General features: G+C 74.5%; 18 protein-coding genes. 14 read left to right on the plus strand and 4 right to left on the minus strand.

What is annotated here, in order from left to right; all coding sequences use genetic code 11:
- The first annotated feature begins 218 nt into the window (after positions 1 to 218).
- Positions 219 to 1,739, plus strand: a complete 1,521-nt coding sequence (locus ACIO5E_RS35635; protein WP_400676061.1) for a DUF4192 domain-containing protein — start codon at positions 219 to 221, stop codon at positions 1,737 to 1,739.
- A gap of 61 nt (positions 1,740 to 1,800) precedes the next feature.
- Here ACIO5E_RS35635 and ACIO5E_RS35640 read toward each other — a convergent pair whose 3' ends face one another.
- Positions 1,801 to 3,114 carry an alpha/beta fold hydrolase gene (locus ACIO5E_RS35640; protein WP_400676062.1) on the minus strand — a complete coding sequence of 438 codons (1,314 nt, stop codon included), beginning with the start codon at positions 3,112 to 3,114 and terminating at the stop codon, positions 1,801 to 1,803.
- 774 nt (positions 3,115 to 3,888) lie between these two features.
- Here ACIO5E_RS35640 and ACIO5E_RS35645 point away from each other — a divergent pair.
- The 7 genes from ACIO5E_RS35645 (at position 3,889) to ACIO5E_RS35675 (ending at position 13,854) form a co-directional block, all read left to right on the plus strand.
- A complete protein-coding gene (locus ACIO5E_RS35645) occupies positions 3,889 to 5,976 on the plus strand; it encodes a glycogen debranching N-terminal domain-containing protein (protein ID WP_400676064.1) in 2,088 nt (695 codons plus the stop codon).
- A gap of 103 nt (positions 5,977 to 6,079) precedes the next feature.
- Positions 6,080 to 6,838 (plus strand): NUDIX domain-containing protein, encoded by a 759-nt coding sequence (locus ACIO5E_RS35650; protein ID WP_280685021.1) that lies wholly within the window; start codon positions 6,080 to 6,082, stop codon positions 6,836 to 6,838.
- Positions 6,839 to 7,103: 265 nt separating this feature from the next.
- Positions 7,104 to 8,648 carry an ATP-binding cassette domain-containing protein gene (locus ACIO5E_RS35655; protein ID WP_400676066.1) on the plus strand — a complete coding sequence of 515 codons (1,545 nt, stop codon included), beginning with the start codon at positions 7,104 to 7,106 and terminating at the stop codon, positions 8,646 to 8,648.
- Positions 8,649 to 8,651: 3 nt separating this feature from the next.
- Positions 8,652 to 9,557: a hypothetical protein gene (locus tag ACIO5E_RS35660; RefSeq protein ID WP_400676068.1), complete on the plus strand. Its 906-nt coding sequence runs from the start codon at positions 8,652 to 8,654 to the stop codon at positions 9,555 to 9,557.
- Positions 9,558 to 9,717: 160 nt separating this feature from the next.
- Positions 9,718 to 10,647, plus strand: coding sequence for a FadR/GntR family transcriptional regulator (locus ACIO5E_RS35665; protein WP_400676070.1), 930 nt, complete (start codon positions 9,718 to 9,720; stop codon positions 10,645 to 10,647).
- 449 nt (positions 10,648 to 11,096) lie between these two features.
- Entirely contained in the window at positions 11,097 to 12,752 is a 1,656-nt protein-coding gene (locus ACIO5E_RS35670; RefSeq protein ID WP_400676072.1) for an RNA polymerase sigma factor, read from the plus strand.
- A gap of 205 nt (positions 12,753 to 12,957) precedes the next feature.
- Complete coding sequence (locus ACIO5E_RS35675; RefSeq protein WP_400676074.1) at positions 12,958 to 13,854, plus strand: S1 family peptidase; 897 nt, start codon at positions 12,958 to 12,960, stop codon at positions 13,852 to 13,854.
- A gap of 193 nt (positions 13,855 to 14,047) precedes the next feature.
- On the opposite strand, the gene ACIO5E_RS35680 is transcribed toward ACIO5E_RS35675, so the two are convergent.
- Positions 14,048 to 14,278: a hypothetical protein gene (locus ACIO5E_RS35680; protein WP_280685015.1), complete on the minus strand. Its 231-nt coding sequence runs from the start codon at positions 14,276 to 14,278 to the stop codon at positions 14,048 to 14,050.
- 537 nt (positions 14,279 to 14,815) lie between these two features.
- Here ACIO5E_RS35680 and ACIO5E_RS35685 point away from each other — a divergent pair.
- From ACIO5E_RS35685 to ACIO5E_RS35710, 6 genes are all read left to right on the plus strand, one after another.
- A complete protein-coding gene (locus tag ACIO5E_RS35685; protein ID WP_400676075.1) occupies positions 14,816 to 16,927 on the plus strand; it encodes a type IIA DNA topoisomerase subunit B in 2,112 nt (703 codons plus the stop codon).
- Between the two features lie 156 nt (positions 16,928 to 17,083).
- Positions 17,084 to 17,569: a DUF1453 domain-containing protein gene (locus ACIO5E_RS35690; RefSeq protein WP_400676077.1), complete on the plus strand. Its 486-nt coding sequence runs from the start codon at positions 17,084 to 17,086 to the stop codon at positions 17,567 to 17,569.
- Between the two features lie 56 nt (positions 17,570 to 17,625).
- Positions 17,626 to 18,786, plus strand: a complete 1,161-nt coding sequence (locus ACIO5E_RS35695; RefSeq protein WP_400676079.1) for a sensor histidine kinase — start codon at positions 17,626 to 17,628, stop codon at positions 18,784 to 18,786.
- Positions 18,783 to 19,478 carry a response regulator gene (locus ACIO5E_RS35700; protein ID WP_400676081.1) on the plus strand — a complete coding sequence of 232 codons (696 nt, stop codon included), beginning with the start codon at positions 18,783 to 18,785 and terminating at the stop codon, positions 19,476 to 19,478. Before ACIO5E_RS35695 ends, ACIO5E_RS35700 begins: the two co-directional genes overlap by 4 nt.
- A 127-nt stretch (positions 19,479 to 19,605) precedes the next feature.
- Complete coding sequence (locus tag ACIO5E_RS35705) at positions 19,606 to 20,190, plus strand: DUF485 domain-containing protein (protein ID WP_400676083.1); 585 nt, start codon at positions 19,606 to 19,608, stop codon at positions 20,188 to 20,190.
- Positions 20,187 to 21,926, plus strand: a complete 1,740-nt coding sequence (locus ACIO5E_RS35710) for a cation acetate symporter (RefSeq protein WP_400676085.1) — start codon at positions 20,187 to 20,189, stop codon at positions 21,924 to 21,926. Before ACIO5E_RS35705 ends, ACIO5E_RS35710 begins: the two co-directional genes overlap by 4 nt.
- A gap of 87 nt (positions 21,927 to 22,013) precedes the next feature.
- On the opposite strand, the gene ACIO5E_RS35715 is transcribed toward ACIO5E_RS35710, so the two are convergent.
- Positions 22,014 to 22,703, minus strand: a complete 690-nt coding sequence (locus ACIO5E_RS35715; RefSeq protein WP_400676087.1) for a response regulator — start codon at positions 22,701 to 22,703, stop codon at positions 22,014 to 22,016.
- Positions 22,703 to 24,358: an ATP-binding protein gene (locus tag ACIO5E_RS35720; RefSeq protein WP_400676089.1), complete on the minus strand. Its 1,656-nt coding sequence runs from the start codon at positions 24,356 to 24,358 to the stop codon at positions 22,703 to 22,705. Before ACIO5E_RS35720 ends, ACIO5E_RS35715 begins: the two co-directional genes overlap by 1 nt.
- Positions 24,359 to 24,633 lie beyond the last annotated feature (275 nt).

The following is a 24,633-nucleotide window of genomic DNA, read 5'->3' on the forward strand; positions in this document are numbered from 1 at the left end:
TAACCCCGAGCCGCCGACAAGGGGCGAATGCCGGGGCTGCGGGAGAGGTGGAGACCGGATGTATTTCATCAGCTCTTCCGCTGGACGGCCGTCAACTTTCACTCGGAGGAGTGGGCGCGGCGTGCTCCGAATGAGGGAGGTGGAAAACGAGGGCGGGGTTATCCACAGGAAAAGAGAAAAATCTGGCACGGCTTTCGGATTGAGCCACGCTTCCGGTCATGAACGCCATGAACAACGAACACGTCATCCTGTCCCTCGGCCCGGCCTCCGGCCACCGGCCGGTCACCATGCGCGGTCCGGCCGACATGGCCGAGCTGCTGCCCTACCTCCTGGGGTTCTACCCCGACGACAGCATCGTCGCGGTCGGCCTCCAGGGTCCCGACCTGCACCAGGGCGGAGTGATCCGGGCGGACGTCCCGGAGTCGCCCGCGCAGTGGCCGGCCGCGGCGGACGAGACGGCCGCCCTGCTGGTCGCCCTCTCCGAGCGGCACGGCGAGCGGCCGGTCCAGGTGCTCCTCTACCTCTGCCAGGATCCGACCACGGCGCACGCCCCTCCGGTGGTGGACGGCCTGCGGCCGCTCGCGGACGACCTCCGGGCGGCCTTCGGGCGCAGGGGGGTGGCCGTCAAGGAGTCGCTCTGCGTCTCGGACGGCCGCTGGTGGTCCTTCCTCTGCCGCCGTGCCGGGTGCTGCGATCCGGCGGGCAATCCGATCCGCCGGGCCCCCGGCCCGGGCCCGGCGGCGGCCGCCGCGGCCTTCGCGGGCCTAGCGCCGCGCGGCAGCCGGAAGGCGATCATCGGCGGGCTGGCCCCGATCGGCCCGCCGGGGGCGGACGCCCAGCGTGCGGCGCTCGCCCGGGCCGAGGCGGCCGAGGCCGCTGAGCGCGCCGGGTCCGCCGGGGGCTCCGCCGTCGCCCGGGAGCGGGGCGCCGAACTGCTCGACCAGGCCTTCGCCGAGTTCGCGGCCGGAGCCCGGGAGCTGGACGAGGATCGGGCGGCCCGGGTGCTGGTCGCCCTGCGGGACCGCCACACCCGGGATCGCGGTGTCGAGTACACCCGGCCCGCCGAGCTCGCGCCCGCCGAACGGCTCTGGCGCTTCCTCGCCCGGCGCGCGGTGCCGCCCTACGAGGGCTGCGCGGTGGCCCCGCTCACCCTGCTCGTCTGGGCCTCCTGGGTGGCGGGGGACACGGCGACGGCCCGCGTCGTGCTCGGCCACGTCCTCCGGCTCGCCCCGTCCTATCTGCTGGCCGAGCTGCTGTACGAGTCGTTGAACGACGGCATGGCGCCCGACGCGCTGCTCGCGGCGGTCGAGGCGCAGCGGCGGAGGCGCGAAGAGGACGGGCCCGTACCGGCGCCCGCCGACGCACCGGGGCCGGAGGCCGCCGCGGGCCCGGGCGGCGGGCAGGGCGGCCACGGTGGGCGGCCCGGCCCGGCGGGGGCCGCGCGCCGCCACCGGAGCGGCCGCCGGAAGGCCTCGAAGGCCGCACAGGCCGCAGCGGCCGAGCGCGGCCCCGTCGGTCCTGTCGGCCCCGCCGAAGCGGCGCCGGGGCCGGGCGATCCGGGGCCGGCAGCCGTGCTGCCGGCGCCCGGGTGGGTTCCGGCGTCCCGGGAGCGGTCGGCCCGCGGACTGCGGCTCGGTCGGGCGGCGGCGTGCCGGTCGACCGCCGCACCGTCGGCCGCCGGGCGGCACCGCTGCCGGGGCGTCCGTCGGGCGGCGAGGGGAGCCCGCCATGCGCGCTGACCTCGCGGGGCGCCCGTCGGGGGCGGTCCGGAGCCTCGCCGCAGTGCCCGGCCGGGCTCCGCTACGCCTCGCCGTGCGCCATCTTGATCAGGCGGTCGAGCACCGTGCCGCCGCTCGCCCGCAGGCCGTCGTGCTCCCACTCGTTGGTGATCCAGGTCCGCACGCCGCGCACCGCGCGGGCGGTCTCCAGCGAATCGGCGGTCTCCACGTACATGTCGTCGTGGTAGACCGCCGCCACGACGGGCACCGTGTTGGCCGCCAGCCGCGCCGGGTCGTACAGGTCCGGCCAGTCGGTGCGGGCGGCCAGCAGGTCCGCGGTCTCCTTCAGCGGGCGCAGCGCCGGGTCGGTGTCGAACATCCAGGGGTAGATCATCTCTCCGGTGAACAGCACCGGCGAGTCGGAGTCCAGCGCGGCCCGGGCGTCGAACTGCGGGAACTCCTTGCGGACCCGCTCAGCCGACCAGGCGGTGCCGCCCTGGTCCACCGAACGCTGGCCGTAGATCGACTCGTGCAGCACGGCGTACAGCGGGCCCTCCGCGAAGGAGAGCCTGGCCTGGACACCGGCCAGGAAGGTGTCGGACAGCTCGGGGCCGGCCGCGCCGTCCACCCAGGCCTCCTCCAGCAGGTAGTGCAGGGTGCCGGAGCCGCTGCCGCCGCCGAGCATCAGCCCGAGGGCCTGGAACGCCTCGACGGTCAGCAGCCCGCCGTCGGGCAGGGTGGCCGGGGCGGCGGCGAGGTGCGCGGCGATCCGTCGTACCGCCTCGACGTCCTGCGGGAACCTGGCGTAGTGGTCCTCGTTCTTGCGGGCGACCCGCGGGTAGGCGGCGCGGTAGACGTCGTCCGCCGAACTGCCGAGGCCGGCCAGACCGCCGGTGACGAAGGCCTCGGTCAGGCCCTCGGGAGCGATGGAGAGGTAGGTGAGGATGCAGAAGCCGCCGAAGCTCTGGCCGAGCACGCTCCAGCGCCGGTCCGCGCCGAGCAGCTGGTGGCGGATCAGCTCGGCGTCCCGCACGATCGAGTCCGCGCGGAAGTGCGCCAGGTAGTCGGCCTGTTCCTGGGCGCCGCCGCGCCGGGCGAGAGTCTGCCGGGTCGCGGGCGTGGACCGGCCGGTGCCGCGCTGGTCGAGCAGGAGCACCCGGTAGTCATCGAGGGCGCGCTCCAGCCAGGCGTCCCGGCCGAGCGGGCGGGCGGCCTTGCCGCCGGGCCCGCCCTGGAGGAAGAGCAGCCACGGCAGGTCGGCCTGCTCGCGGCCGGCGGCCACCACCTCCCGGGCGTACACCTCGATCCGCTCGCCCTGCGGGGTGGCGTGGTCGAGGGGGAGTTGGAAGACGTGGTCGGTCGTGACAATCCCGGGCAGCCGGCTGACGGTGGACATGCAACTCCTCGGTCTCTGCTGGTCACAGCGGTCACGTCGCGGCTCACGGGGTCACCGGGTGCGGGCACCGCGACCCCCGCACCGTATCCTGGCCGCGGTCGGGCGCCGGTTCGACGGCCACCGTCCACTCGATCAGGCATACGGGGGGCGGGTCGGGGTGGTCCTCGCGGCAGACCCCGGACCTGGAGCGCAGCGGCCGCCGCCCGGCGGCGAGCCTGCGGCGCCGCCCTGGTGACGGCCAGACTGTGACGGCCCGAGGGTCGCGGCACGACCGCCCGGCCCGCCGGGTGCGACGGACCGTACCCGGCGTCGGGCGTGACCTGGAGGTGGTTCGCGGCGTTCACCCTGGGGGCCCTGCACCCGGCCGACGGCCGTCCGGCAGCCCGGTTCCGGTCGGCCGCGCGCCGAGCGGGGCGGCCACCTCGTCACGGTGCCGGAGCGGGCGGCCGTCGCCCGCACCACCGGGCCGGCCGCCATCACGGGCTCGAACGGTCCGGCGGGCGCGGGCCACGGGCCGGGCATCACCGGTAGGCCGGCGCACCGGACCTGGTGATGTACCGGGCACCGCGGCAGGCCCGACGCGAAGGCGCGCGGCGCGCCGGTACCGGCCCGGTACCGCGCACCGCATGGCACGGCCCGGCACCGGGTACGGCCAGACACGGCACACCTGCCGACGGGACACCCCGCCGGCCCGGCACCATCAGCACGCGATCGAGCATGCTCGCGGCCCACCGGCCTGACCGGCCACCGGACCGCCGAGGGGAGGAGAGTCCGGTGACCGCCACGAAGCCACCACAGGCCATGCCGGCCGAGAGCGTGGTCGGCGCGCCGAGACCGGTCGGCCGTCCCGACCAGGTCCAGGCGGGCGGACCGGCGGGGACGCCCGCCGTCCACCACGCGGTGCTCTGCGTCAACGCCCCCGCGATGGCCGCCTCCGGACCGGACGGACAGCTGCGCGGCCACGGCCTGCACGGCTTCTACCGCAATGGAGTCCGGGTGCTCGCCCGGATGGAGCTGCGCCTGGGCGGCATGGAACCGCTGCCGCTCCAGGGCACCCTGACCAGCACCGCCCGGGCCCGGTTCCTCGGCGCCGTCCGGCTCCCCGGCGACCTCGATCCGGATCCGGCGCTCACCGTCGAGCGGCTGCGGCACGCGGACGGCGTGGAGACCGTCACCGTGCGCAACACCGGCAGCCGGCCCGCCCGCCTCCCGATGGAGATCGCCCTCGGCACCGATCTCGGCCCGGTCGCCGAGATCGCTGCCGGGCACCGCCCGCCCGACCTGCCCGGCCAGGTGCAGTCCGCCGGGCTGCGCTGGGCCGGCCCGGCGCACAGCGCCGTGGTCAGCGCCAAGCCCTCCCCGCACGCCGTGCTGGCCGGCGCCGGGGTGCTCCGCTGGGACCTGGAGGTCCAACCCGGCGCCCGCTGGTCGGTCGAACTGCGCGCCGAACTGGAGAGCACCGCCCCCGGCCCGCGCCCACCCGGCGGGCGCGGCACCGGCGTGCCGCTGCCCTGGGCCGAACCGGAGGTCCGCAGCGACGACGCCCGGGCCGCCCTGCTGGTCACCCGTTCCCTGGACGCCCTCGGCACGCTCCTGTTCGCCGACCCGGACCGACCGACCGACCTCTACCCGGCCTCCGGCGCGCCCTGGCGCTTCGGCCTGGCCCCGGCCGACGCGCTCTGGGCCGCCCGGCTGACCCTGCCGCTCGGCACCCGGCTCGCCGCCGGCACCCTCCGGGCGCTGGCCCGCCGTCAGCAGCTCACCCCCGTCCCGGGGCGCACCGAGGGCCTGCTGCCCGGGGCCCTGCGGCACGGCGGCCCCGAGCTGCCGCCCACCTGCACCGCCACCGAGGCCACCCTGCTCTTCGTCACGGTGCTGGCCGAGGCCTGGCGCTGGGGCCTGCCCCGGGCGGAGACCGCCGACCTGCTCCCGGCTGCCGAGCGGGCCCTGGCCGCCCTCCGCGAGGGCCTGGTCGACGGCTTCGTGACCGACCTCAGCCGTCCGGCGGAGGACCGAGCCGCTCACCCGGTGGCCGCCCGCGCCGAGGTCCAGGCGCAGGCCCACCGCGCCGCCCTGCACGGCGCCGAACTGCTGGAGGCCTTCGGCCGCCCCGGCGCCGAGCAGTGGCGCGGTTGGGCCGCCGACCTGCGTGGGCGCTTCCGCGAGCGGTTCTGGATCGACGACCTCTCCGGCGGCCGCCCCGCCGCCGGGCTGGCCCCGGGCGGTCAGCCGCTGCCGGCCGTCGCCTCCTCCCTGGTGCACCTGCTCGACACCGGGCTCGCCGCCGACGGCGGCCGGCACGAGGGCCTGCTGGACCGGGAACAGACCCGGCTGCTCGCCCAGCGCCTGGTCGCGCCGGAGCTGGACAGCGGCTGGGGCCTGCGCACGCTCAGCGCCAAGTCCCCCCGCTTCAACCCGCTGGGCCACCGGGGCGGGGCGGTGCGGGTCCACGAGACCGCGCTGGCGATCGCCGGACTGGCCGAGGCCGGCCACGAGAACGAGGCCGGCACCCTGTTGGAGGGTCTGCTCGCCGCAGCCGCCCACTACGAGGGGCGGCTGCCCGAGATGTACGCGGGGGAGCAGCGCACCCCCGGCTGCCCGCCGGTGCCGCACCCGGCCGCCTGCCGCCCGGCGGCCGTTTCGGCGGCCGGCGCCGCGCACGCGGTGTTCGCCCTCGCCGGGGTTCGCCCCGACGTCCCGGGCGGCCGGGTCCTGGTCCGCCCGGCCAGCACCGCCCCGCTCGGCGAGCTGGAGCTGACCGGCCTGCGGGTGGCCGGAGAGCCCTTCTCGGTCCGGGTGAGCCGGATTGGTGTGGCGATGGTCGAGGAGGCCTCCGCGGCGCTGCACCTGGTCGCCCGCTGACGCTCCCGCCCGGCCCGTCCGCCTCCGGCGACGGCCGGGCGGGCCGGGCGAAGCATGTCCGCGGCCTGTGCTTATCGTCAGAGAGACGACTATGATCGTCGCCATGTCGCGCTACGATCCGTCGGCCTTCCCCCCGTTCGCTGTCACGGTTGACCTGGTGGTGCTGACGGTGCGCGACCACGCGCTCTGCGCCCTGCTGGTCAGACGCGGCGAGCCGCCCTTCCAGGGGTACTGGGCACTGCCCGGCGGCTTCGTCCGCCCGGACGAGGGCCTGGCCGAGGCCGCCTCCCGGGAGCTGGCCGAGGAGACCGGCCTGCGCGCTCACTCCGCCCCCGGCCACGAGGCGGTCGGCCCCGGCGCGGCCGGCGCCCACCTGGAGCAGCTCGCCACCTACGGCCACCCGCAGCGCGACCCCCGGATGCGGGTGGTCAGCGTCGCCTACCTGGTCCTCGCGCCCGACCTGCCGACCCCCCGGGCCGGCGGCGACGCCAGCAGCGCCCGCTGGGCCCCGGTCGGCGAACTGCTCGGCCAGAGCCCGGTCGACGGCGTCCCGCTCGCCTTCGACCACGGGCTGATCCTCGCCGACGGCGTGGAACGCGCCCGCTCCAAGATCGAGTACTCCTCCCTCGCCACCGCCTTCTGCCCGACCGAGTTCACCGTCGGCGAGCTGCGCCGGGTCTACGAAGCGGTCTGGGGCGTGGTCCTGGACCCGCGGAACTTCCACCGCAAGGTCACCGGGACCCCGGGCTTCCTGCTGCCCTCCGGCGGCACGACGACCCGTCAGGGCGGCCGTCCGGCCCAGCTGTTCACCGCGGGCGGCGCGAGCGCCCTCAACCCGCCCATGCTGCGCCCGGAGTCCTGACGGCCCCGGCCCACCCCGCCCACCGCCACCCACCGCCACGGCCATCCCACCCTGGCCCACCCCGCCCCGCCCGGGAATCGCAGGATCGGATTGTCCCCTGATCGGGTGAGGCGGGCGTCCGACGGGCCCGCGCCGCTCCCGTAATGCCCGGAATCGCCGCCGCCGACCCCTAATGTGCTGGCGCGGAGCCGTGCGGGCACGCGCCGACACATCAGGGGGCGCTCCGCGTCGAGCAGGCCGGCCGAGGGCATGGGAGCAGGCAGCGATGATCCAGATCACCGGACTGACCAAGGTCTACCGCAAGGGCGTCCCGCCCGCGGTCCTCGATCTGACCTTCGACACCCGGCCCGGCATGGTGACCGCGCTGCTCGGCGCCGAGGACGCGGGCAAGTCCACCGCGCTGCGGCTGATGCTCGAACTCGAGCGCGGCCAGGGTGTCACGCTCTTCGACGGCCGCACCTACCGCCGGCTGCGCCGCCCGGAACGCGAGGTCGGCGTGCTGTTGCCCGGCCCCGGCCCCGGCCCCGGGCCGGGCGCGGCCGCCATGGCCGGCCACCCGGGCCGCAAGGCGCACTGCCACCTGCGGATGCTGGCCGCAGCGGTCGGCGTCCCCGTGCGGCGGGCCGACGAACTCCTGGAGCAGACCCGGCTGACCGCCGTCGCCGGACAGCGGCTGCGCTCCTTCTCGCCCGGCATGCACCGTCGGCTGGCCCTGGCCGCCGCCCTGCTCGGCGACCCCGGCACACTGCTGCTGGACGCGCCGACCGATGGCCTGTCGCCGCGCAACGTCGAGTGGTTCCACTCCTTCCTGCGCTCGTTCGGCGTCGCCGGCGGGACGGTCCTGGTGACCACCCGCACCCCACAGGAGGCCGCGCAGCTCGCCGACCGGGTCATCACGCTGGATCGCGGCCGCCTGGTGGCAGACCAGCCGGTGGCGGACTTCTGCCGGACCAGACTCAGCCCCGAAGTGGCCGTCCGCGGGCCGCAGATGTCGCGGCTGGCCGACCTGCTGGTCAGTCAGGGCGCCGAGGTGCGCCGCGACGGCGGCGCGGGCCTCGCGGTGGCGGGCATCGACCGCACCGAGATCGGCGAACTCGCCTACCGCCACGGCATCCTGCTGCACGAGCTGGCCGACCGGGTGGTCGAGCAGCCGGCGCCCCGGGCCGCCCTGCCGATCGCCTCCGGCCGCTCCGGCCACCTCCGCGTCCAGCCGGCCCTCACCGCCTCCGAGCCCGCCGCCGAGTCCGCCGCCGAGTCCGCCGCCGAGTCCGCCGCCGAGTCCGCCGCCGAGCCCGCCCCGGAGTCGACCCCTGACGCCCCGGCCGTCACCGTCCCACACCACCGGGACGGCCAGCACCAGGACAGCCGGCACCGGGGCGAGATGGCGCTGCCCACCCGCGCCCTGCCCGTCGCCTCGGTCACGACCGCCCTGGCCGCCCTCGGCCCCGCCCCCCACCGGGCCGACCCCGCCGATTCCGCCCCGACCGTCGCGGTGGAGCGGCTGTTCCGCGACGGCCCCGGCGTTCCGGCCCGATCCGCATCGGCCGCCGGCCCCGCCGCCGCCCTCGCCTCCGCCGCCAGTGCCGGAGAGCCCGCGCCCGACCCGGTCGCCGGCCGCCGCAGGAGCGCCGCCGCCGCCCTCGCCCCCGCCGCCAGTGCCGGAGAGCCCGCACCCGACCCGGTCGCCGGCCGCCGCAGGAGCGCCGCCGCCGACCTGTCGACCGACGACACCGTTCGGCTCGGCCGCCTGGCCCGGGCCACGGCGGCGAGCCCGGCCCCCGCCACCCCCGACGACCACCGGAGCGAGTGAACCGTGCGTGTCCTGGCCTACGAGCTGCGCCGACTGCGCGGCCTGCGTTCCACCTGGCTGCTGCTCGCCGCCGTGCTGCTCTGCAACGCCACCGCGGCCGCCGTCCTGGCGAGCCAGGCCCCGGACGGACCGTTGGCCGCCCCTGCCGGGGTCCGGCTGCTGACCGCCGCCGTGCCGCTGATCCCGTTGCCGTTCGCCGCGTTCGGCGCCGGCGTGCTGGGCGCGCTCTCCTACGGGCACGAGGTGCGCCACCCGGGGCTGTCGGCCTCCCAGGTGTCGTACCTGCGACGGGTGCGGCTGCTGCTGGCGAAGCTGCTGGTGATCGGTCCCGTCGCGGCGCTGCTGGCGCTGGCGACCCTGCTGCTGGACGCGCTGGCGGTGCATCTCGCGCTGCCGGGCGGGGTGACGGTGGCCGCCTGGGCGGAGCCCACGGCGTTGTCGGACCGGGTGTCGGAGGCGCTGGCCGCCGTCGGGCTGTCCGGTCTGGCCGACCTGCCGGGCGCGTTCGCCCCGGTGGCACTGGTGGCCGGCCACGGCGTGCCGGCGGCCTTGCTGGCGTTCGTCCTGCTGACCGTCGTGGCGGGCTGGACCGGGGTGCTGACGGCGTCGCTGACCCGCAGTGCGGCGGCCGGAGTGCTGCTGCTGTGCGCGCTGCCGGCACTGCTGGAGTCCGGTGTGGCACTGCTGCTGCGGCGGACCGGCGCGCCGTGGCCGACCCGGGCGGCCGAACTGCTGCCCTTCCAATCCGGCATCGAGTGGGCCTACGGCTGGGTTTACGGCGGGGAGCGCGAGGCGGTGGCCGGGAGCACGGCGCTGACGGACCCGGTCCTGCTCGCGGCGGTGGCGGCGCCCGCGGTCGTCCTGCTGCTCACGGCGCTCCTGGTGCAGGCCCGGCGGCGCGCGCTCTGACCCGGTGCGCTCCGACCCGGCGCGCACTCCCGCACGGCGTGCACCCCCACCCGGCGCGCACGACCGCACCGAACCACCAAGATCGACCAGCAGTGACCGCAATGCGCGGTTCTTCCTGATAAGAAGTCAATTATCCAGTCGCGGTCGATCACCCTTTCGTGTGCTTTTCACGAGAATTCTCAAGCTGCGCCTGCCGATCGCCGACAAAGGAGCTGTGAGTACCCTTGCGCACCCCACCATGACCCCCGCCCGTTCCGCCGAAGGGCCCATCCACGGCCCCGGCGATCTGGACCGCTTCCCGTACGACCGGCCGACCCCGCCGGCGCCCCGCTGGGAGGGCGCCGAGTCCGATCTCGCCCGGGTCGGCCGCAAGACAACCAGCAGCCGCGGTCGCGGTCTGCACGGCCAGCTGGTCCAGCAGCTCGGCCAGATGATCGTCTCCGGTGACCTCGGCGCCGACCGTCCGCTCGTGCCCGAGGAGATCGGTCAGCGGTTCGAGGTGTCCCGGACCGTCGTCCGCGAGTCGCTGCGCGTGCTGGAGGCCAAGGGCCTGGTCAGCGCCCGGCCGAACGTCGGCACCCGGGTCCGCCCGGTCGCCGACTGGAACCTGCTGGACCCGGACATCATCGAGTGGCGCGCCTTCGGTCCGCAGCGGGACGAGCAGCGCCGGGAGCTGTTCGAGCTCCGCTGGGCGATCGAGCCGCTGGCCGCCCGGCTCGCCGCCGGCCACGGCCGGGAGGACGTCCAGCAGCGGCTGGTCGAGCTGGTCGAGATCATGGGCCACGCCGCCGCCCAGGCCGACCTCGCCACCTACAGCCGGGCCGACGCCGAGCTGCACGGACTGGTGCTGCAGATGGCCGGCAACCGGATGCTGGAGCACCTGTCCGGGATCGTGGCCGGCGCGCTGCAGGTGTCGGGTGGCCCGGCGACCTCGTGCGAGCGGCCCTCCGAGTCCTCGGTCGGTCTGCACGCCCGGCTGGTGGACGCGCTGGGCACCGGTGACGGCACCGCGGGCGAGGTCGCGATGCGCGCGCTGCTCACCGTCCACCCCGAGATCGAGCCGTCCGTCCCCGCCCCCCGGGAGCACTGAGCGGGCTGTTCCGGTGAGCGGGCGCCCAGGGCATCCTCCGCTCCTCCAGGGCCCTCCGGCCGCACCCGCGCGGCGCAGCCGGAGGGCTTCTGCACGTCGGCGGTCCCGCCCGGAAAGCGCGATGCCCCGTCCATGACAACAGGTTTGGGCGCAGGTGAGCGATGATGGATTCCGGCCCCGTGGCCGCGGGTGCCGAGTGGTGTGACCCGCGACACGAAGGCCATGCGTAACACTTGACGAGTAGCAGCGATGTCTCCTGAGCGGGAGCAGCTCCGGAATACTCCAACATGTCACAATGCTGTGTTGGTCCGCGGCGCTGCTGCCGTCCTGCAAACCCAGTCCTCAAACCCGAGTCGGTCGGAATCGACACCGCGCGTCCGACGCGCGATTTCCTTCCCCGCCCGCTCGGGCGGCCGGTACGGGTTCGAGTCCACTCATCGTCCGAGAGGTTGTTCGTGTCGGCCAGCACATCCCGTTCGCTTCCCCCCGAGATCGCCGAGTCCGCAGCTCTGCTGGCGCTCATCGAGCGGGGCAAGGCCCAGGGGCAGATCGCCGGTGACGACGTGCGCCAGGCGTTCGAGGCGGACCAGATCCCGGTCACCAAGTGGAAGAACGTCATGCGCAGCCTCAACCAGGTGCTGATTGAGGAGGGGGTGGATCTCATGGTCAGCGCGGCCGAGCCGGCCGGCGCCAAGCGCAAGAGCGTTGCTGCCAAGAGCCCCACCAAGCGCACCGCCACCAAGGCTGTCACCACCCGGACCCCGGCCGCCTCCGCGGCCCCGACCAAGCCGCCCGTGCGGATCGCGCCCGGTGCGCCCGTGGCGGCCCCGGCCGTCGCGGCCGCCGCCGCGTCGGCCCCCACGGTGTCCGCCGAGATCACCGCCGAGGAGACGACCATGGTCGTCGGCGAGGCGAAGGCGATCGCGGCGAAGAAGGCCGCCCCGGCCAAGAAGGCCGCCGCCAAGAAGACCGCCGCGCCGGCCAAGAAGGCCGCCGCCAAGAAGACCGCGACCGCCAAGGGCGCCAAGGGCGAGGAGGAGCTGCTCGGCGAGGAGGAGCTGCTCGAAGACGCGGCCCTGCCCGGCGACAAGGCCGGCACCGAGGCCGAGGCCGGCCCCGAGGAGGAGTCGGAGGGCTTCGTCCTCTCCGACGACGACGAGGACGACGCGCCGGCCCAGCAGGTCGCCGTCGCCGGCGCCACCGCCGACCCGGTCAAGGACTACCTGAAGCAGATCGGCAAGGTCCCGCTGCTCAACGCCGAGCAGGAGGTCGAGCTCGCCAAGCGCATCGAGGCCGGCCTGTTCGCCGAGGACAAGCTCTCGGCCGCCGACAAGCTCGCCCCCAAGCTCAAGCGCGAGCTGGAGATCATCGCCGAGGACGGCCGCCGCGCCAAGAACCACCTGCTGGAGGCCAACCTCCGCCTGGTGGTCTCGCTGGCCAAGCGCTACACCGGTCGCGGCATGCTCTTCCTGGACCTGATCCAGGAGGGCAACCTCGGTCTGATCCGTGCGGTCGAGAAGTTCGACTACACCAAGGGCTACAAGTTCTCCACCTACGCCACCTGGTGGATCCGCCAGGCGATCACCCGGGCCATGGCCGACCAGGCCCGCACCATCCGCATCCCGGTGCACATGGTCGAGGTCATCAACAAGCTGGCCCGCGTCCAGCGCCAGATGCTCCAGGACCTGGGTCGCGAGCCCACCCCGGAGGAGTTGGCCAAGGAACTCGACATGACCCCCGAGAAGGTCATCGAGGTCCAGAAGTACGGCCGTGAGCCGATCTCGCTGCACACCCCGCTCGGCGAGGACGGCGACAGCGAGTTCGGTGACCTGATCGAGGACTCCGAGGCGGTCGTCCCGGCCGACGCGGTCTCCTTCACCCTGCTCCAGGAGCAGCTGCACTCGGTGCTGGACACCCTCTCCGAGCGCGAGGCCGGCGTGGTCTCGATGCGCTTCGGCCTGACGGACGGTCAGCCGAAGACGCTCGACGAGATCGGCAAGGTGTACGGGGTCACCCGTGAGCGCATCCGCCAGATCGAGTCGAAGACCATGTCGAAGCTGCGCCACCCGTCGCGCTCCCAGGTGCTGCGCGACTACCTGGACTGATCGGCACCCCGTTCGCAAGCGCGTGACGAAGGCCCGGAGCCGTACGGCTCCGGGCCTTCGCGGCTGTCCGGGTCCGGGCGGGTCAGCGTCCGGGTGGCCGTTGTCCCTCGTCCGGGTGGCGGTGCGACGGGAAGCGGTCGCGCAGTGTAGTTGATCACCTACGCTGTGCCGGTTGCCTGCTGCCGAGCCGACTGGAGTCACGGTGTTGCCCAACCCGGACCGCGCTGCCCTGCCGACCCCCGCCCCGCCGCCGGCGAGCCCGTCGGTCGCCCGCGCGGCGCGCCGCCGACGGGCCGCCGTGCTGGCGCTGCTGGCCGCCGTCCCCGTTCCGCTGGCCGCCCTCGGTACGGCCGGGCCGGCCGAGGCGCAGCGCCGGGTGGTGGGCGGCACCGTCGTGAGCACCGCCGACCACCCGTGGGTGGTGGCGCTGTCCAGCCGCCAGCAGTTCGGCAGCGGCCGTTCCGGCCAGTTCTGCGGGGGTGCGCTGGTCACGCCGACCAAGGTGGTGACGGCCGCGCACTGCTTCTACGACGAGACCAAGGGCGCCAAGGTGGACCGGCCGGGCCTCAAGGTCGTCGTCGGTCGGGACGACATGCGGGGCTCGGCCGGCCGTGAGGTGTCCGTCCGGTCGGTCTGGGTCCACCCCGACTACGCCTTCGCCGCCAACCTGAACGACGTCGCGGTGCTCACCCTCGCCGACGCGCAGGGCTCCCGGCCGGTGATCGGCCTGATCGGCCAGGGCGAGACCGGTCCGTACGCGCCCGGGACCACCGCGCAGGTCTTCGGCTGGGGGGACAGCACCGGGCGGGGCGACTACTCGCCCACGCTGCGCGGGGTGGAGGTGCCGATCGTCGCGGACCAGACCTGTGCGCAGGCCTATCCGGGCGGGCAGGACGGGAAGTTCGACGCCCGGGGCATGGTCTGCGCGGGCGAGGAGAAGGGCGGCAAGGACGCCTGCCAGGGCGACAGCGGCGGCCCGCTGGTCGTCGGCGGCCGACTGGTGGGCCTGGTGTCCTGGGGGACGGGCTGCGCCGAGGCGGGCCGCCCGGGCGTCTACACCAGGGTGGCCTCGGTCGCGGACGCGGTGCGCTCGGTGCTGTGAGGCCCGCCCGGGCCGTCGCCGGTGACCGGCCGGTGACCTTCTGACGTCATGTCGGTGCGGACCGTGTTCGGCCAGGGGAACGACAGAGCCGGGCGACCGGCCCCCCGAAGGGGACCCGTCGCCCGGCCCACCGGTCGCGCGCGGTGCGCAGCCGGACACAGCTCGACGTCGGCTGCTGGTGCGGCGCTCGGGATCAGCGCTCTTCTTCGGCCGCCGTGGCGTTGGGGGTGGTGAGACGGCCGCTCTCGTCCTGTATCTCCACGGCGATCTTCTTGAGCTCGGGCTCGAACTTCCGGCCGTGGTGGGCGCAGAAGAGCAGCTCTCCGCCGCTGGCGAGTACGACGCGCAGGTAGGCCTGGGCGCCGCAGCGGTCGCAGCGGTCAGCCGCGGTGAGCGGGCTCGCAGGGGTCAGAACAGTAGTCACGTCGCCTCTTCTCTAGCTCGACGAGCTGTCGTACCAGGGTCAACATCCAACCAGGCCGAAAACGTTCCCGCTCGTGGCTTTTCTTCTCTGAGGATTCTGCTGTGTTGATGAGGACGTGCCCCGGGGGCCGGTGGTTCATGCGTACCGAATCCCAGGATCCGCCCGTCGCTCGAACGCCCGATCGGGACCGGGTGCGAGGTCCGCGTAGCATAATCCTCTGCCGGGTTGGAGCATAAGCCCCGTCCCGGGCCCCGGTAGCCTGCATAACGGCAGTTCCGGAGCCTGCGCCAGGCCCACGATCCGCCAGGACCGGTGGTACCGGGAGGAGATGGCGCCCCGGGGCCCCGGAGGCCGGTGCGGTCCTTGTTCGCGCAGCGCGTACAAGCTGCGCGGGAGCGGCCCGCCGTGCTGCGCACCCAGCGGAGGGGTGCGCGCACACCGGGCGACGGCTGTCGGTGCGGCGTGCTGCACTGGCGGATGGTCCGGATGCGTCCTGATGTGACCGATGAGACAGAACTTCACCGAGGAGAGTGCCGCGTGAGTGCCGAAACGACCGTGCCGTCCGCACTGCTGGCCGGCGACGACGGTTCCAACTACACCGCTCGGCACCTGCTCGTCCTGGAGGGCCTGGAGGCGGTCCGCAAGCGTCCCGGCATGTACATCGGCTCGACCGACAGTCGCGGCCTGATGCACTGCCTCTGGGAGATCATCGACAACTCCGTCGACGAGGCGCTGGGCGGCCACTGCGACCGCATCGAGGTCCTGCTGCACCCGGATTCCTCGGTCGAGGTCCGCGACAACGGGCGCGGCATCCCGGTCGACGTCGAGCCCAAGACCGGGCTGTCCGGCGTCGAGGTCGTGATGACCAAGCTGCACGCCGGCGGAAAGTTCGGCGGCGGCTCCTACGCGGCCTCCGGCGGCCTGCACGGCGTCGGCGCCTCCGTCGTCAACGCCCTCTCCGCCCGGCTGGACGTCGAGGTCGACCGCGGCGGCCACACCCACGCGGTCAGCTTCCGCCGCGGCACCCCCGGCATCTTCACCGAGACCAGCCCGGACGCGCCCTTCGAGCCCGCCAACGGCCTGACCAGGACGCGCAAGGTGCCGAAGACCCGCACCGGAACCCGGATCCGCTACTGGGCCGACCGGCAGATCTTCCTCAAGGACGCCCGGCTCTCGCTGGAGCACCTGTACAGCCGAGCCCGGCAGACCGCCTTCCTCGTCCCCGGCCTGACCATCGTCGTGCGTGACGAGCGGCTCACCGAGAGCGAGCAGGTCGAGGAGTCGGTCTTCCGCTTCGACGGCGGCATCGCCGAGTTCTGCGAGTTCCTGGCCCCCGACAAGCCGGTCTGCGACGTGCTGCGGCTGCGCGGCGAGGGCACCTTCAAGGAGACCGTGCCCGTCCTGGACGAGCTCGGCCACATGACCCCCACCGAGGTCACCCGCCAGCTCGGGGTGGACATCGCGCTGCGTTGGGGCGCCGGCTACGACACCACCCTGCGCTCCTTCGTCAACATCATCGCCACCCCCAAGGGCGGCACCCACGTCACCGGCTTCGAGCGCTCGCTGGCCAAGACCGTCAACGAGGCGCTGCGCGCCGCCAAGCTGCTGCGCGTCGCCGAGGACGACATCACCAAGGACGACGCCACCGAGGGCCTCACCGCGGTGGTCACCGTCCGGCTCGCCGAGCCGCAGTTCGAGGGCCAGACCAAGGAGGTGCTCGGCACCTCGGCGGCCAACCGGATCGTCGCCGCCGTCGTCGCCAAGGAGCTCAAGGCCTTCCTGACCTCGGCCAAGAAGGACCAGAAGCTCCAGGCCCGGGCCGTGCTGGACAAGGTCGTCGCGGCCGCCCGCACCCGGGTCGCCGCCCGCCAGCACAAGGAGGCCCAGCGTCGCAAGACCGCGCTGGAGACCAGCTCGCTGCCGGCCAAGCTGGCCGACTGCCGCAGCGACGACGTCGAGCGCAGCGAGCTCTTCATCGTCGAGGGGGACTCCGCGCTCGGCACCGCGAAGCTCGCCCGGAACTCCGAGTTCCAGGCGCTGCTGCCGATCCGCGGCAAGATCCTCAACGTGCAGAAGGCCTCGGTGAGCGACATGCTCAAGAACACCGAGTGCGCCGCGATCATCCAGGTGATAGGGGCCGGTTCGGGCCGCACCTTCGACATCGACCAGGCCCGCTACGGCCGGGTCATCTTCATGGCCGACGCCGACGTCGACGGTTCGCACATCCGCACCCTGCTGCTGACCCTGTTCCACCGCTACATGCGGCCGATGGTCGAGCAGGGCCGGGTCTTCGCCGCCGTGCCGCCGCTGCACCGGATCGAGCTCACCAGTCCCAAGCGCGGCCAGGAGAAGTACCACTACACCTACTCCGACGCCGAACTGCGCTCCACCCTGCTGGAGTTCCAGCGCAAGGGGATGCGCTGGAAGGAGCCGGTGCAGCGGTACAAGGGCCTGGGCGAGATGGACGCCGACCAGCTGGCCGAGACCACCATGGACCCGCGCCACCGCACGCTGCGCCGGATCAACCTGGGCGACCTGGAGCAGGCCGAGAAGATCTTCGACCTGCTGATGGGCAACGACGTCGCCCCGCGCAAGGAGTTCATCGTGGACTCGGCGGCCACCCTGGACCGCTCCCGCATCGACGCCTGACGCGCCCGTGTGACCGGGGCCCTCCACCCGTGGGTGGAGGGCCCTCGTGCTGCGGGTTCCACCTGCCCGTCCACCCCGGCGCCGATCAGCCGGGGGCGCCGGATCCGTAGCGTCGGAGAGGTCAGCACAAGCCTCCCGTCGGGACGGAGAAGTCCGATGAGCGCCCTCGTCAACGTCGTTGTGATCGCCGCAGTGATGGTCCTGGTCGTCCAGCGCCAGATGCGCGCCCAGCGCCTGGACACCGAGCGCCGTTTCTGGTTGCTGCCCCTGATCCTCGGCGCGATCGCGCTGCTCGATCCGCAGCTCGTCGACCACCAGCACACCGCGGTGTCCGCCGCCCTGCTGGCCGCCGGGCTGGTGGCGGTGCTCGCGATGGGCTCCGTCTGGGGCTGGACCGTGCGGCTGTGGCGGGCCGAGGACGGCGCGGTCTGGGCCAAGGGCACCAGGGCGACGGTGGCCGCCTGGGTCGGGATGATCGCCATCCGGCTCGGCCTGTACGGGATCGGCGCGGCCCTGCACGTCCACCAGGCGGGCAGCGTGCTGATGCTGGGCCTGGCGGTCATGCTGCTGGTCCGCGCGCTCGTGGTGAACTGGAGGGCGCGGGCCCTGGACCTGCCGAAGCAGGCCGCCGTACTGCACTGAACGCCCGGCCCGGGAGCCGCCGGGACCCGCTGTCCGAGATCTGCGAGGAGGCACCCGTGGCCGGGTGGTACTGGACCCGCTGGCCGTCCCGCGAGGGGCTGGAGCGCGAGGCGGAGAGCCGGCCGCGGTGGGTCCTCGCCATGTTCGGCCGGACCGTCCTGCTGGTCGTGGTCTGCTGGGGGACGCTCGGCGGCGGCAAGTACTCCGGCTGGGCCGAGGCGGCCGCGGCGGGCGGGCTGCTCGTGGCCGCCGGGCTGAGCACCGGCTACCTGCACTTCACCCGGGAGCAGCGCCTGGCACCCTCGCTCGGCCTGGCCGTCGCCATGATCGGTGCCGCCTGGCTGGCCAACGCGGGGCAGGCCTACCTGCTGGCCGACTTCCTCTGGTGCGGGCTGGCCGTGGTCGCCCTGGTCCGGCTGCCGCCCGCGCCCGGCGTGCTCACCGCGGCGGGCGCACTGGGCTCGTACACCGCGGCCAGCTGGGCGAGTTGGCTGAGCATCGTCACCACCATCGGCGGGCTCGGCCTGCTCGGCTACCTGCTGCGGCTGGACATCGAGGCGCGCGGCACCGCCCGGCGGCTGCTCGTGCAGGAGCGGGCCGCGCGGGCCGCCGAGGCGGAGAGCGCGGCGCTCGCCGAACGTGCCCGGATCGCCCGGGAGATCCACGACGTGCTCGCCCACAGTCTCTCCGCGCAGCTCGTCCACCTGGAGGCGGCCCGGCTGATGCTGGACGCCGGGACCGACCGCGAGCAGATCCGCGAACGGGTCGTCGCCGCCCGGCGGATGGCGCAGGACGGGCTGGTCGAGACCCGGCAGGCGCTGTCCGCGCTGCGCGGCGAACTCACCCCGGTCGGGGAGTTCCTGGTGGAACTGGCCGGGCGGGAGCGGGCCGCGCTGACCGTCACCGGTACGCCCCGGCCGCTCGCCGCGGAGGCCGCCCTCGCCGTGCGGCGCACCGCGCAGGAGGCGGTGACCAACGTCCGCAAGCACGCGCCCGGCGCCCGGTGCTCCGTCGAACTGCGCTACCTGGCGGAGGCGGTGGAGCTGGAGGTGCGCAACTCCCGGACCCAGCGCGGCGAACCGTTCGGGGAGCTGGCGGCCAGCGGTAGCGGGTACGGTCTGCTGGGGATGCGCGAACGCGCGGAACTGCTCGGCGGCACCCTGCTGGCGGGCCCGGAGGACGGAGGGTGGCGCGTGCTGCTGCGGGTGCCGGCATGAGCGGGGCGGGGCTCACCAGGGTGCTGGTGGCGGACGACCAGACGGTGGTGCGCGAGGGCATCGTGATGCTGCTGGGGCTGCTGCCCGGCATCGAGGTGGTCGGCGCGGCGGCGGACGGGGAGGAGGCCGTCGCCATGGTGGAGCGGTACCGCCCGGACGTGGTGCTGATGGACCTGCGGATGCCGCGCTGCGACGGCGTCGAGGCGACCCGGCGGATCCGGGCCGCGCACCCGCGGACCGAGGTCGTGGTGCTCACCACCTACGCCGACGACGACTCGTTGTTCCCCGCCCTGCAGGCCGGGGCGCGCGGCTACCTCACCAAGGACGCCGGGGGCGAGGAGATCGCCCGGGCGATCGCGGACGTCCGTGCGGGGGCGGCCGGGCTCTCGCCGCAGGTCCAACTCCGGCTGCTGGAGCGGCTGTCGGGGGCGTCCGGCGGATCCGCCGGGGAGGCCGGGAAGCCGGCCGGCCGACCGGGGGAGCTGCCGGACGGGCTGACCGCCCGGGAGGCGGAGGTGCTGGCGCTGATCGCCGAGGGGCTCTCCAACACCGAGATCGCCCAGCGGTTGTTCGTCAGCCCGGCCACGGTGAAGACGCACATCAACAACCTGTTCGCCAAGACCGCCGTACGGGACCGGGCACAGGCGGTCGCGTACGCCTTTCGACACGGGATCACCGGTATGCAGCAGTAGTCGGATGAGTGTCTGTCGGATGATCGATCACCTCATCGAGTGAACGAATCTGCGATGGTCGGAGGCGCTGTCCGGGGGCCGCCATCATGGTTGAGGTCAGAGTGCCCGACCGGTCGCAGGAGCAGCAGTGCCACAGCAGCAGACGAGCAGTCCCGGGCAGGGACAGCGATTCGACTGGTGGGCCGCTCCGGCCGCCGCCACCGACTCCGACCTGTCGACCGCGCCCGACCGATCGGCGGTACCGGCCCAGCCGGTGCCCGTCCGTACGGTCCAGCCGGCTCCCGTCCAGGAGGCCCGGCCGGTAGCGGTCGAGCGCCCGCCCGTCCGGGCGGCCGCCGCCCCGCTCTCCGAACCCGCCGTTGAACCGGCGCCCGCCCGCGCCCTGGTCTCCGCCACCGACAGCACCAAGGTGTACCGGGCCGTCCAGCGCGGCGAGGCCTTCCAGGACATCCGCCGCAGCTACCGGTCGTTCGTCTTCCCGACCAGCGGCGCCTTCCTCGGCTGGTACCTGATGTACGTCGCCGCCCAGGCCGCCGCCCCCGGCCTGATGCGCAGCCAGGTGGCCGGCCCGCTCAACGTGGCCTGGCTGCTCGGCCTGCTGCAGTTCGCCACCACCTTCCTGCTCACCTGGCTCTACGCCCGCAACGCCCGGACCAAGCGCGACCGCGTCGCCCTGGGCCTGCGCTGGGACACCCAGGACCAGCTGCGATGACGACCGCGATGACGACCGCCACCCCGCCCCCCGTCGCCCCCACCGGCGACCACCACGACCTCGCGATCGTGCTCTTCGCCGTCATCGTCCTGGTCACCCTGGCGATCACCCTCTGGGTCGGCCGCCGGGGCAGCGCCACCGAGGACTTCTACGCCGGCGGCCGCGACTTCACCCCGCTGCAGAACGGCTTCGCCCTCTCCGGCGACTACCTCTCCGCCGCCTCCTTCCTCGGCGTCGCCGGGCTGATCGCGCTGTACGGCTACGACGGCGTGCTGTACAGCATCGGCTTCCTGGTCGCCTGGCTGGTGGTGCTGATGCTGGTCGCCGAACTGGTCCGCAACGCCGGCCGGTACACCCTCGCCGACGTGCTCGCGCTGCGGCTGCGCCGCCGCAAGGTACGGGCCGCGGCCGGCGGCGCCAGCGTCGTCGTCACCCTGCTCTACCTGGTCGCCCAGATGGTCGGTGCGGGCTCGCTGGTCGCCCTGCTGCTCGGCACCAACAGCGCCACCGCCCGGACCTGGACCATCATCGCCGTCGGCGGCCTGATGATCGTCTACGTCACGATCGGCGGGATGCGGGCCACCACCTGGATCCAGATCGTCAAGGCCTTCCTGCTGATCGCCGGTTCGGTGCTGCTCACCGTGCTGCTGCTGGTCCGCTTCCACGGTGACGTCGGCGAGCTGATGCGCCAGGCCGCCCAGCACAGCGGCGCCGGTGCGCGCTACCTCGAACCCGGCCTCAAGTACGGCGCCACCTTCACCAGCCGGCTCGACTTCTTCAGCCTGGGCCTCGCCCTGGTCCTCGGCACCGCCGGGCTGCCGCACATCCTGTCCCGCTTCTACACGGTGCCCACCGCGCGGGCCGCCCGCCGCTCCACGATGTGGGCGATCGGCCTGGTCGGCGGCTTCTACCTGATGGCCATCGCGCTCGGCCTGGGCGCGACCGCGCTGGTCGGCTCGTCGGAGGTCCGGCACGCCAACTCGGCCGGGAACACCGCCGTTCCGCTGCTCGCCCTGGTCCTCGGCGGCGGCAACGGCAGCACCGGCGGGGTGGTGCTGTTCGCGCTGATCTCGGCGATCGCCTTCGCCACCATCCTCGCCGTGGTCGCCGGGCTCACCCTGGCCTCCTCGGCGGCCTTCGCCCACGACATCTGGGCCGGCGCCTGGCGCGGCCGGAAGCGCCGCCGGCGCCCCTTCCTGCGGCGCGGCGCCGTCCCGGCCTCCCGGTCGGCCGCCCCGGCGTCGGGGGGCGTGGGCTCGACGGGCTCGGAGCAGTCGGCCGAGGCCACCGAGCGCCAGGAGGTCTGGGTGGCGCGGTTCGCGGCGGTCGGGATCGGCGCGGCCGCGATCGCGATCAGCCTGTACGCCCAGCACCTGAACGTCGCCTTCCTGGTCGGCCTGGCCTTCGCGGTGGCGGCCTCCAGCAACCTGCCCGTCCTGCTGTACAGCCTGTTCTGGTCGCGGTTCACCGCCCGCGGCGCGGTCTGGTCGGTGTACGGCGGGCTGGTCCCGGCGATCGTGCTGGTCGTCTTCTCGCCGGTGGTCTCCGGCACCAAGGCGGCGCTCTTCCCCGGCGTCGACTTCCACTGGTTCCCGCTGGAGAACCCCGGCCTCGTCTCCATCCCGCTCGGCTTCCTGGCCGGCTGGATCGGGACGATCACCTCGCCCGAGCCCGCCGACGCGGACCGCTTCGCCGAGCTGGAGGTGCGCGCCCTCACCGGCGCGGGCGCGGCCTGAGCACAACGCGCGAGGGGACCCCGGCGGGTGCGGGCCTGCCGGGGTTCCCGCACGCCTAGGGCCGGGCTTTCCGGGGTTCCCGCACGTCTAGGCCCGGGCCGCCAGCCCGTAGCGGTGCTCGGGGCGGCCGGTGTCGCCGTAGCGCAGGGTCAGCCGCAGTCGACTGTCCCGCTCCAGCTGCTTGAGGTAGCGCTGCGCCGTCGAGCGGCTCAGTCCGGTGGCGTCCGAGACCTCCTGGGCGGACAGCGGCCGGCCCGCCTGCCGCAGCACCCCCAGCACCAGGTCGGTGGTGGGCGCCGAGTGGCCCTTCGGCAGCGGGCCGGCCGGGGCGGCGGCGCTGCGCAGGGTGGCGAACAGCCGGTCCACCTCGTCCTGGCCGGCCTCCCGGGCCGCCGGGCCGGCCAGCGCGTGCCGCAGCTGCGCGTACGCGACCAGCTTGTCCCGCAGGCCGCCGAAGGTGAACGGCTTGACCAGGTACTGCAGCGCGCCGTGCTGCATCGCGGCGTGCACCGTCGACACGTCCCGGGCGGCCGTCACCATCATCACGTCGCAGGCCACCTGCCGCTCCCGCAGCCGGCGCACCAGCGCCAGGCCGGTCTCGTCCGGCAGGTGGTGGTCGAGCAGCAGCAGGTCCACCGGGCGGCGCTCCAGCGCGGCCAGCGCCTCCCCGGCCGAGTGCGCGGTGCCGGTCACCCGGAAGCCCGGCACCTTGGCCACGTACGCGGCGTGCACGTCCGCGACCCGGAAGTCGTCGTCCACCACGAGTACGTCGATCATCAGGCCTCCACGAGCTGAGTGGTGAGCAGGGCCTCGGGCAGCTCGACCGTGAACCGGGCGCCGCCGAGCGGCCCCGCGTCGAGCACGATCCGGCCGCCGGTCCGTTCGACCAGCCGCCGCACCATCGCCAGCCCCAGCCCGCGCGGACGGTGCGCGGGTGCGTCCTTGCTGGTCCACCCCTCCTCGAAGACCTGCTCGCGCAGCTCCTCCGGCACGCCCGGGCCGCTGTCCGTGACCTGCAGCAGCAGCGTGGAGCCGGCCGCCGCCAGGGTCACCTCCACCCGGCCGCCGCCACCCGCCGCGAGCGCGTCCACCGCGTTGTCGATCAGGTTGCCGAGCACCGTCACCAGCGCCCGCGCGTCCACCACCGCGTCCGGCAGGTGTGCCGCCCGGGCCAGTACCAGCCGCACCCCGCGCTCGCCCGCCACCGCCGTCTTGCCCGCCAGCAGCGCCGCGACGTGCGGATCCTGCACCTGCTCGGCGATCCGCGCCGCGACCACCGCGTGCGAACCGGACTGCTCCGAGATGAAGGCCACCGCCTGCTCGTGGCGGCCCAGCTCCAGCAGGCCCAGCAGGGTGTGCATCCGGTTGGCGTGCTCGTGGTCCTGCGCCCGCAGCGCCTCGGTCAGACTACGGGTGGTGTCCAGCTCGCGGACCAGCGACTCCAGCTCGGTCCGGTCGCGCAGCGTCACGACGGCGCCGCCCAGGGGCCCGTCCCCGGGCTCCCGTCGGCCGGGCGGACGACGGGAGCCCGAGGACAGGCCGGGGGCCGTGCTCATCCGGTTCACCACCAGCACCCGGTCGTCCCGGACGGCCGGCAGGTCGGGGCCGGTGATCCGCCCGGTCAGCACGTCGGCCAGCCGGCCCGGCGGCAGCACCGCGTCGATCGGCAGGCCGGTGCAGTCCTCCGGCAGACCGAGCAGCCGGACCGCCTCGTCGTTCGCCAGCCGGATCCGGCCGCGCTCGTCCAGCGCCACCATGCCCTCGCGGATGCCGTGCAGCATCGCCTCCCGCTCCACCAGCAGCGCCGAGATGTCGGCCAGCGCGATGTTGTGGGTGCGGCGCTTCAGCCGCCGGGCCAGCGCCAGCGTGGCGAGCGTCCCGGCGGCCAGGCCGGCCCCCGCGCACAGCAGGATCCCGGTGAGCATCTTCAGCAGCCGGCGGCGGATCGAGTCGTCGCTGATGCCCACCGACACCTCGCCGACGATCCGGCCGTCCGCGACCCGCAGCGGCACCTTGCCGCGCGCGGTGCGGCCCAGCGTGCCCTGCTGGATCGCGGTGACGCTGAGGCCGCTGAGCGCCGGCTCCGGGTCGGTGCTGACCCGGTGGCCGATCCGCTCCGGGTCGGTGTGCGAGAGCCGGATCCCGTCCAGGTCGGTGACCACCACGAAGCTGGCGCCGGTGGCCAGCCGGATCTGCTCGGCGTTGCGCTGGGCGGTCGCCGAGTCACGGGCGTCGGCGGCCCGGGCGATCGCCTCGTCGGTGGCGGTGGCCTGGGCGATCGACAACGCCCGCTGCATCGCGTCGTGGTCCAGTTCACTGCTGACCGGGGCCAGGAACAGCCCGGCGGTCACGGCGGTGACACCGACGGTGACGACGGTCTGGCTCAGCAGTAGTTGCGCGAAGACCCGGCGGGGCCAGTGGGGGAGCTTCATCCGGGCCTCCTCTCGGGGGCTGCGGGTCCGTGCAGGTGGGGGGCGGCGCGGCTGACGGGCCGTGCAAGTGGGGGTCGGCTCGGGCGGGGGCGGTCGGCGGGTTCGGGGGTCGGGCCGGTGTGGGGTTGGGACACCCTATGTTTCCGGGGTGTTTCTGTCAGCCGCGTCCCCGCAGTTGTAGCGGAAGCAAAACGAGCAGAACACCCCTCAATGCGGAGAAACCGCAGTACGCCGAGAAGGCTCCCGCCGTGGCCCGGCCCGCTCCTACCTTCCAG

This window comes from Kitasatospora sp. NPDC087314 (genome assembly GCF_044744365.1).
GTDB lineage: Bacteria > Actinomycetota > Actinomycetes > Streptomycetales > Streptomycetaceae > Kitasatospora.

Coding starts and splice junctions, on each gene's coding strand:
- ACIO5E_RS35635 (WP_400676061.1), top strand. CDS start 219: ATGAACGCCATGAACAACGAACACGTCATCCTGTCCCTCGGCCCGGCC.
- ACIO5E_RS35640 (WP_400676062.1), bottom strand. CDS start 3,114: ATGTCCACCGTCAGCCGGCTGCCCGGGATTGTCACGACCGACCACGTC.
- ACIO5E_RS35650 (WP_280685021.1), top strand. CDS start 6,080: ATGTCGCGCTACGATCCGTCGGCCTTCCCCCCGTTCGCTGTCACGGTT.
- ACIO5E_RS35655 (WP_400676066.1), top strand. CDS start 7,104: ATGATCCAGATCACCGGACTGACCAAGGTCTACCGCAAGGGCGTCCCG.
- ACIO5E_RS35690 (WP_400676077.1), top strand. CDS start 17,084: ATGAGCGCCCTCGTCAACGTCGTTGTGATCGCCGCAGTGATGGTCCTG.
- ACIO5E_RS35700 (WP_400676081.1), top strand. CDS start 18,783: ATGAGCGGGGCGGGGCTCACCAGGGTGCTGGTGGCGGACGACCAGACG.
- ACIO5E_RS35710 (WP_400676085.1), top strand. CDS start 20,187: ATGACGACCGCGATGACGACCGCCACCCCGCCCCCCGTCGCCCCCACC.
- ACIO5E_RS35715 (WP_400676087.1), bottom strand. CDS start 22,703: ATGATCGACGTACTCGTGGTGGACGACGACTTCCGGGTCGCGGACGTG.
- ACIO5E_RS35720 (WP_400676089.1), bottom strand. CDS start 24,358: ATGAAGCTCCCCCACTGGCCCCGCCGGGTCTTCGCGCAACTACTGCTG.